Annotated in this window: 7 protein-coding genes and 1 pseudogene; 1 reads left to right on the forward strand and 7 read right to left on the reverse strand. The window is 66.9% G+C overall.

What is annotated here, in order from left to right; translation table 11 throughout:
• A partial coding sequence (gene ettA / locus RI841_RS12190) for an energy-dependent translational throttle protein EttA (RefSeq protein ID WP_310705873.1) occupies positions 1-1,262 on the forward strand: 1,262 nt, incomplete at its 5' end.
• Between the two features lie 322 nt (positions 1,263-1,584).
• On the opposite strand, the gene lpxL is transcribed toward ettA, so the two are convergent.
• The 7 genes and pseudogenes from lpxL to RI841_RS12225 form a co-directional block, all read right to left on the reverse strand.
• Positions 1,585-2,502: an LpxL/LpxP family Kdo(2)-lipid IV(A) lauroyl/palmitoleoyl acyltransferase gene (gene lpxL, locus RI841_RS12195; RefSeq protein WP_310705874.1), complete on the reverse strand. Its 918-nt coding sequence runs from the start codon at positions 2,500-2,502 to the stop codon at positions 1,585-1,587.
• 22 nt (positions 2,503-2,524) lie between these two features.
• A complete protein-coding gene (gene alr / locus RI841_RS12200) occupies positions 2,525-3,628 on the reverse strand; it encodes an alanine racemase (RefSeq protein WP_310705875.1) in 1,104 nt (367 codons plus the stop codon).
• A gap of 93 nt (positions 3,629-3,721) precedes the next feature.
• Positions 3,722-4,735, reverse strand: a complete 1,014-nt coding sequence (gene rpoS, locus RI841_RS12205) for an RNA polymerase sigma factor RpoS (protein WP_310705876.1) — start codon at positions 4,733-4,735, stop codon at positions 3,722-3,724.
• Positions 4,736-4,856: 121 nt separating this feature from the next.
• Complete coding sequence (locus RI841_RS12210; protein WP_310705877.1) at positions 4,857-6,059, reverse strand: peptidoglycan DD-metalloendopeptidase family protein; 1,203 nt, start codon at positions 6,057-6,059, stop codon at positions 4,857-4,859.
• Positions 6,052-7,026, reverse strand: coding sequence for a DUF368 domain-containing protein (locus RI841_RS12215; protein ID WP_310705879.1), 975 nt, complete (start codon positions 7,024-7,026; stop codon positions 6,052-6,054). Before RI841_RS12215 ends, RI841_RS12210 begins: the two co-directional genes overlap by 8 nt.
• 26 nt (positions 7,027-7,052) lie before the next feature.
• Positions 7,053-7,721, reverse strand: coding sequence for a protein-L-isoaspartate(D-aspartate) O-methyltransferase (locus tag RI841_RS12220; protein WP_310705878.1), 669 nt, complete (start codon positions 7,719-7,721; stop codon positions 7,053-7,055).
• A pseudogene (locus RI841_RS12225) lies at positions 7,708-7,894 on the reverse strand (5'/3'-nucleotidase SurE); the annotation flags it as partial. The gene RI841_RS12220 and the pseudogene RI841_RS12225, both read right to left, overlap by 14 nt.

Below are 7,894 nucleotides of genomic sequence, written 5' to 3' on the forward strand. Positions count from 1 at the left end.
CCTCTGACGCCCACAACCTCGAGCGCAAGCTGGAAGTCGCCGGCGATGCCCTGCGCCTGCCGCCCTGGGATGCCCGGGTCAGCCACCTTTCCGGTGGCGAACGACGCCGCGTGGCGCTGTGTCGGCTGCTGCTCTCCAACCCCGACATGCTACTCCTCGACGAGCCTACCAACCATCTGGACGCGGAATCCGTGGCCTGGCTGGAGCGCTTCCTCCACGATTATTCCGGCACCGTCGTGGCCATCACCCACGACCGCTACTTCCTCGACAACGTGGCCGGCTGGATCCTCGAGCTGGACCGTGGCCAGGGGATTCCCTTCGAAGGCAACTACTCCCAGTGGCTCGAGGCCAAGGAAAAGCGTCTGGAGAAGGAAGCCAAGCAGGAGGCCTCGAAGAACAAGGCGATCAAGCAGGAGCTGGAGTGGGTGCGCAGCAATGCCAAGGGCCGTCAGGCCAAGAGCAAGGCACGCCTCAACCGCTTCGAGGAGCTGCAGTCCGGCGACTTCCAGAAGCGCAACGAGACCAACGAGATCTACATTCCGCCCGGCCCCCGCCTGGGTGACAAGGTCATCGAGTTCCACGACGTGGCCAAGGCCTTCGACGACAAGCTGCTCTACGAGGACCTGACCTTCACCGTGCCCAAAGGGGCCATCGTCGGCATCGTCGGCGGCAACGGCGCGGGCAAGTCGACGCTGTTCAAGCTGATCACAGACCAGGAGCAGCCCGATGCCGGCGAAGTGGTGGTCGGCGAGACCGTCGACATTGCCTACGTCGAGCAGCTGCGCGACGGCCTGGACGACAAGCAGACGGTGTGGGAGGCGGTCTCCGACGGCCAGGACATCCTCAACATCAACGGCCATGAGGTCTCCTCACGAGCCTACGTGGGCCGTTTCAACTTCAAGGGCAATGACCAGCAGAAGCGCCTCAACGAGCTCTCCGGCGGCGAGCGCGGTCGCCTGCAGCTGGCCCAGACCCTGAAGCAGGGCGCCAACGTGCTGCTGCTCGACGAGCCCTCCAACGACCTGGACATCGAGACCCTGCGCGCCCTCGAGGAAGCCCTGCTGGCCTTCCCCGGCTGTGCCCTGGTGATCTCCCACGACCGCTGGTTCCTCGACCGCATCGCCACCCATATCCTGGCGTTCGAGGGGGACTCCCACGTGGAGTTCTTCGAGGGCAACTACACCGAGTACGAGGCGGATCACAAGAAGCGCGTCGGGAATGACACCCCGCACCGCATGAAGTACAAGCGGATCGACGCCTGACCGGCTTCGCCGGAGCTGTAAGCCTGAAGCTGGAAGAAAACCCCACGGCTGCGAGGCCTGTGGGGTTTTTCCATTTCACTTCCCGCTTCCAGACGTAGGCCCGGTAAGCGACAGCGCACCGGGCGAGTAGTGGCCAACTCACGCCACTGGAGGCTCCATACGCCGGATGCGCCTTCGGCTTATCTGGCCTACAAACTTCGCCGGAGCGGTAAGCCATAAGTTTTAAGCTGTAAGTGAACCCCACAGACCCTAGGGTGTGTGGGGTTTTCTTATGGCTTACGGCTTATCGCTTACGGCTCCCGGCCTGTATTGACGCGAAGCGTCAGTAGAACTTCGGTTCTCCCGGCGGTCGTGTCTTGAAGCGCCGGTGCAGCCAGAGGTACTGCTCCGGGTGGCGGCGTATCGCCGCCTCGATCACGGCGTTGATGCGGGTAGCATCGGCCACGTCATCACCGCTGGGAAAATCAGCCAGCGGCGGCAGGTACTCCAGGGTATAGGTGCGGTCATCGGGGTTGCGGTGGAAGATCAGCGGGATCACCGGCGCTCCGGTCATGCGCGCAATACGCGAGGTCATGCGGACCGTGGCCGCCGGGATGCCGAAGAAGGGAGCAAAGACGCTGGCATCACGACCGAAGTCCTGATCCGGGGAGTACCAGACCGCGTGGCCAGCCTTGATCCGACGCACCACGCCCCGCAGATCATGGCGGTCGAGGACCGCATCGAAGTAGGGAGCCCGGGCGCGCCCCATGAAGCGGTCGAAGAGCGGATTGTCATGAGGGCGCTGCACGGCGTCGGCGCGGAAGTAGAGCGCATGCAACGCGGCCCCCAGGTCCAGGGTCGAGAAGTGCACCCCGAGGATCAGCGCCCCCCTCCCCTCGGCCTGCAACCGGGCCCGGTGCTCCTGCCCCAGGAAGGTGACACGGTGGCGCAGGTGCTCCGGGTCACGGCACCAGCCGGTGGCCGTCTCGACGATGCCGATGCCGTTGGCCATGAAGGTCTCGCGCACCAGCCGACGTTGCTGCGGCCCATCGAGCTCGGGGAAGCAGAGGCGGATATTGGTCTCGGTGATATGGCGGCGGCGCCTGGCAATGCGCCAGGCGGCGAGGCCGATCGCCCGCCCGACCCACAGCTTCAGCCGCCAGGGCAGCCAGGCCACGACATGCATGGCCCCGATGCCCAACCAGGTGGGCCAGTAGCGTGGATGGGCAAAGGAGGTCTTGGTGGTATCGTCCCTGGACATGCGGCTTCCCGTGGTGCGGCGATCAGTCCGCCCCATGATAGCGCCTGGGCACCCTCGGCAGCACCCCGGTGAGCAGGGTGTAGCTGATGGTGTCGCAGTGGCGGGCTACCTCGTCCACCGACAGCAGCGCGCCGTTCGAGGCCCGTCCCCAGAGCACCACCTCGCTGCCGATGTCGGCCTCGTGGATGTCGGTGAGGTCCACCGTCAGCATGTCCATGGACACCTTGCCGGCGAGGACCGTGCGTTGTCCGTTGACCAGCACCGGGGTGCCGTCGACCGCATGCCGGTCATAGCCGTCGCCGTAGCCACAGGCCACCACGCCGATCCGCGAGGGGCGCGGGGCCTTCCAGCGCCCGGCATAGCCCACCGGCTCCCCCGCAGCGAGCTCACGGACGGCGATGATCCCGGAACGCAGGGTCATCACCGGTGCCAGCCGACGGCTCGCCTCGTTGGAGGTCTCCAGCGGGTCGCTGCCGTAGAGCATTACCCCGGGGCGGTTCCAGGCGCCGTGTGCCTCGGGCCAGGCCAGGGTGGCGGGCGAGTTGGCAAGACAGGTGGGGGCCTCGAGCCGGATCGCCAGGTCGTCGAGCAGCTCGAGCTGGCGCCGGAAGTAGCCGGGCTCCAGGGCGTCGGCGGTGGCGAAGTGGCTCATCAGGTGCAGGTCGCAGGCGCAATCGGGCGCCGCGGCGAGACGCGCCCAGACCGCCTCCGCCTGTTCCGGCGGGAAGCCCAGCCGGTGCATGCCCGAGTCCACCTTGATCCACACTGGGATGGGGCGCGCGGGGCGATAGGCGAGCAGCGCCTCCAGCTGCCAGTCGGTGTGCACCGCGATCCACAGCCCCAGCGCCTCGACCCGCTCGAGCTCGGCGGCCTCGAAGATGCCCTCGAGCAGCACGATGGGCGCCGTGATGCCCCCCTCGCGCAGGGTCTGCGCCTCCTCGAGGCAGGCCACGGCAAAGGCCGGCGCCAGATCCTGAAGTGCCCGGGCACAGGCCACGGCACCATGGCCGTAGGCATCGGCCTTGATCACGGCAACGGCGCGGCTGTGGGGGGCCTGATCACGGGCGAGGCGATAGTTGTGACGCAGGGCGTCGAGGTCGATATCGGCGATCAGCGGCCGGGCCATGGTCGAGATCCTGGGGGCACATTGGCAGATCGATCATCTACCCGTCATCAGGCAGAGAAGCGACGGTGCCGGAGAAGGCTCCGGCACGCGACATCACTCGAAGATGGCATCCAGCGAAAGGCCCTGCTTGTCGAGCATCCGACGCAGCTTCTTGAGCGCCTCCACCTGGATCTGGCGGACCCGTTCGCGCGTCAGGCCAATCTCCTCGCCGACCTGCTCGAGGGTCGCGGCCTCGTGGCCACGCAAGCCAAAGCGACGCACCACCACTTCCATCTGCTTCTCGGTGAGCTCGGCCAGCCACGCATCGACATGCTGGCGCACGTCACCGTCCACCAGGGTAGACTCGGGGCCATGGTCGCTGTCATCGGCCAGGGTCTCGATCAGCGGCTTGTCGCTCTCGCTACCCATGGGATAGTCGACGGAGGAGACCCGCTCGTTGAGGCCCATCATCTTCTTGACGGTCGCCACCGGCTTGTCGAGGTAGTCGGCGACCTCCTCGGCCGTGGCCTCGTGATCCAGCTTCTGGGTCAACTCGCGGGCCGCCCGCAGATAGATATTGAGTTCCTTGACCACATGGATCGGCAGCCGGATGGTGCGGGTCTGGTTCATCAGCGCCCGCTCGATGGTCTGGCGAATCCACCAGGTGGCGTAGGTGGAGAAGCGGAAGCCGCGCTCGGGGTCGAACTTCTCCACCGCCCGGATCAGGCCAAGGTTGCCCTCCTCGATCAGGTCGAGCAGGGTGAGGCCGCGGTTGAGATAGCGCCGGGCGATCTTCACCACCAACCGCAGGTTCGACTCGATCATCCGCGAACGGCCCAGCGGGTCCCCCTGGCGCGCCAGGCGGCCGAAGTAGACCTCTTCCTCCGGCGTCAGCAGCGGCGAGAAACCAATCTCGTTGAGGTAGATCTGGGTGGCATCGAGACTGTGGCGCTGATGGCGATCCTCCCGACTCAGCGCCTTCTCGAAGGCTTCCTCGTCGCCGGCCACCGCCTCCTCAACCTCGATATCCTCCCGTTCCAGCTCATCCTCGGTCTCGACAGCGGCCTCATCCACCTGATCGGCGGCTGCCAGATTCACATCCTGAAGATCCCGTTCAAGCATGCTCATCGATTACTACCCCATGGTTGCGACCGGGCGTCGTAGGTCCATGGCCGGACGATCGACGCGCGACATTATTATTGTGCGCCACCCTGTTCAAGCTGCATTCGATGCTGGCCGACCGTCAGGGTCAGCGGACCGGCAGGAATTCGAGGGGATCCTGAGGCTGGCCATCCTTGCGCACCTCGAAATGCAGCCTGACGTCCTCGGCATCGCTGTCACCCATGGTGGCGATGACCTCACCGGCCTCGACCACATCATTCTCCTTGACGTTCAGGGTGTCGTTGTGGGCATAGGCACTCAGGAACTGGTCGTTGTGCTTGAGCAGGATCAGGTTGCCGTAGCCTCTGACGCCGCTGCCCGCGTAGACCACGATTCCCGGGCCGGCTGCCTTGACAGGTTGCCCCTTTTGACCCGCGATATCAATGCCGGCGGTGATGCTTCCCCCCTCGCCGAACTGGCCGACCACATCACCCGCGACCGGCCACTGCCAGGCCACGTCGTCCACCGGCGTATAGCGGCGTCCGGTGCGCTGCTCGGACGCGGGCTCACCGGCCACCGAGGTCCCGGCATCAGCGCCACCGTCGTCCGTCTCCGACGACGCCCGGGCCGTCTGGGCCGCCTCGTCCTCGGCCGTGGCGTCGGGCGCGTCGCGCGGTTCGGGGCCGCTCTGTGCCGCCGTGCCGTCGACCTGCTGCTCTGCGCGCGACGCCCGTTCACGCCGTTCGGCCAGGTCACGCTCGCTCAGGGTGCCGTCCGCTCCCGGGCTGTCGTAGCTGTAGATCGGTCCCGGCCCCCGGTCAGCGCCCGACGAGGCGGCATCGGCACTTTCCGTCGTTGATGGGCTGGCCGCGGCCGCCTGACTGGTCCCCCGGGGCGAGTCGCCCGCCTCCTGACGCTCGCCCGAGAGGCGACGGTTGCGCTCGATGGCACTCTCATCGGGCATCAGCCAGTCGAGCTCCTCGTCGCTCGCGGACGCCTCGCCGCCGAGGCCGGTGGCCACGACCCCGCGACCACGAGGCTCGCCCTCGCCGCTGCTCCGGCCGGAAGCCACAGTGGCGCTCCCCTCGCCGCCCAGTACCAACCGCTGACCGGGCTCGATCCGGTAGGGGGGGCCGATACGATTGAGGCGAGCCAGGTCGCGGTAATCCATATCGTGGCGCCAGGCGATGCCATAGAGCGTATCGCCGGCCTCCACGGTATATTCGGCGGGCGTCGAGTCCGCCCGACTGGCCGACAGGTCACGCACCTGGACAGGCCCGCTCTCGCCTTGCTGGGCGGCACAGCCGGCCAGGACCAGGGCCAGGCCAGAAATGAGAAATACCTTATGCATCGGAGCCTTCCTCCTTGTCAGCACCTTGTCGGGAAGCGGACATTGCGGGCTGGTTGGCCCGGCTGATCAGCAGCACCAGGACCGCGCCGGCCAGCATCAGGGCCACCACCGCCGGCAGACGGGCAGGTTCCCCGGTCAGCTCGGCGAAATCGGCCGGGGTCAAGTAACGGTAGTCGAGGGGGATCATCTGACCCTCGGAACCCAGCTGGTAGCGTACCAGTTCACGCCATGGCCAGAGTACCGGCAGCGAGCCGATGATGAAGCCGACCAGCAGCTGCAGGGTCGCGGTGTGATGGTGGCGCAGCAGCCAGGAGAGCAGCCGCGAGAACCCGAACAGGCCGATCAGGCAGCCCACCCCGAACAGCCCGATCAACCCCAGGTCGAAGACGCGGATACCCTGCATCACCGTGCCGTAGAGGCCCATGGTCAGCAGCAGGAAGCTGCCCGACACGCCGGGCAGCAACAGGGCACTGATGGCGATGGCCCCGCCCACCACCAGCACCAGGTCGGGACTGCCGAGCAGGGTGACCAGCGGCATCAACGACGGCAGGCCGTGGGCGAGCAGCAGGCCTCCGGCAAGGGGCAGCAGGTGCCACCATTTCCAGTCGGTCGGGTGGCGGCTGACGACCACTGCCGACGCCGCCACCAGGCCGAAGAAGAAGCCGTTGAGCAACTGAGGGAAATCGTCCATCAGCCAGACGACGAGGTGGGCCACGCTGGCCAGGCTGATGGCGATGCCCGCCAGCAGCGGCAGCACGAACGCCAGGTTGAGATGAACCGCCAGCAGTGGAAGGCCGCCGCGACGCCAGGCGAAGAAGGCGCTGGGGCCGAACTGCTTGATGCTGTGGATCAGCTCCTCATAGATGCCGGTGACGAAGGCGATGGTGCCGCCGGACACGCCGGGCACCGCATCAGCGGCCCCCATGCCGGCGCCCCTGAGAAAGATACCGAGATGACGCTTCAACAGCGGACTCCTTTCGAAAAACCACGCCTTCAACGAATGACGCCTTCCAGCAGCGGCACGAACCGCACCACCTCCAACCGCTGTGTCTCGAAGCCCTCACCGCTGCGGCGCACACGGGTCAGCCATTGCCGGCCATCCGGCTCGGCCAGCGGCGTGATCAGCACCCCTCCTTCGCCGAGCTGGGCGAGCAGCGGTGCGGGCAACTCGCTGGCACAGGCGGTCAGCAGGATGACATCGAAGGGCGCTTCCTCCGGCCAGCCATGGCCCCCGTCGGCGAGGCACAGCCGGGTATTGTGGACATCGAGCAGGCGCAGCCGGCCACCGGCACGGTGATGCAGGGCATTGATCCGTTCCACCGACCAGAGTTCCTTGACCAGACGCGACAGCACCAGGGTCTGGTAACCGGAGCCGGTGCCGACCTCCAGCACCCGGGACGGCGTCTCCTGGATCACCAGCTCGGTCATCCGCGCCACCATCCAGGGCTGGGAGAGGGTCTGGCCATGGCCGATAGGCAGCGAGGTATCCTCGTAGGCACGATGCGCCAGGGCCTCGTCGAGGAAGAGGTGACGCGGTTCCCGGGCCATCACCTCCAGCACCCGGCGGTCACGGATCCCCTGGTCGGCCAGGCGGCCCACCATGCGGTCCCGGGTACGCTGCGATGTCATGCCGACACCGCGCAGCAGATCAGGTGAGTGCATCCAGCCAGTCCTGCACGTCGTCTCGCGCTGCATGCCGGGTCAGGTCCGTCTGCAGCGGCGTGATGGAAACATGGCCCGCCTCGACAGCGGCGAAGTCGGTATCCGGGCCATCGTCGGCATTCTCGCCCACGGCGGCGATCCAGTAGCGCAGCCGGCCGCGGGGATCCCGGACC

This window comes from Halomonas sp. (assembly GCF_031581305.1).
Classification (GTDB): Bacteria; Pseudomonadota; Gammaproteobacteria; order Pseudomonadales; family Halomonadaceae; genus Halomonas.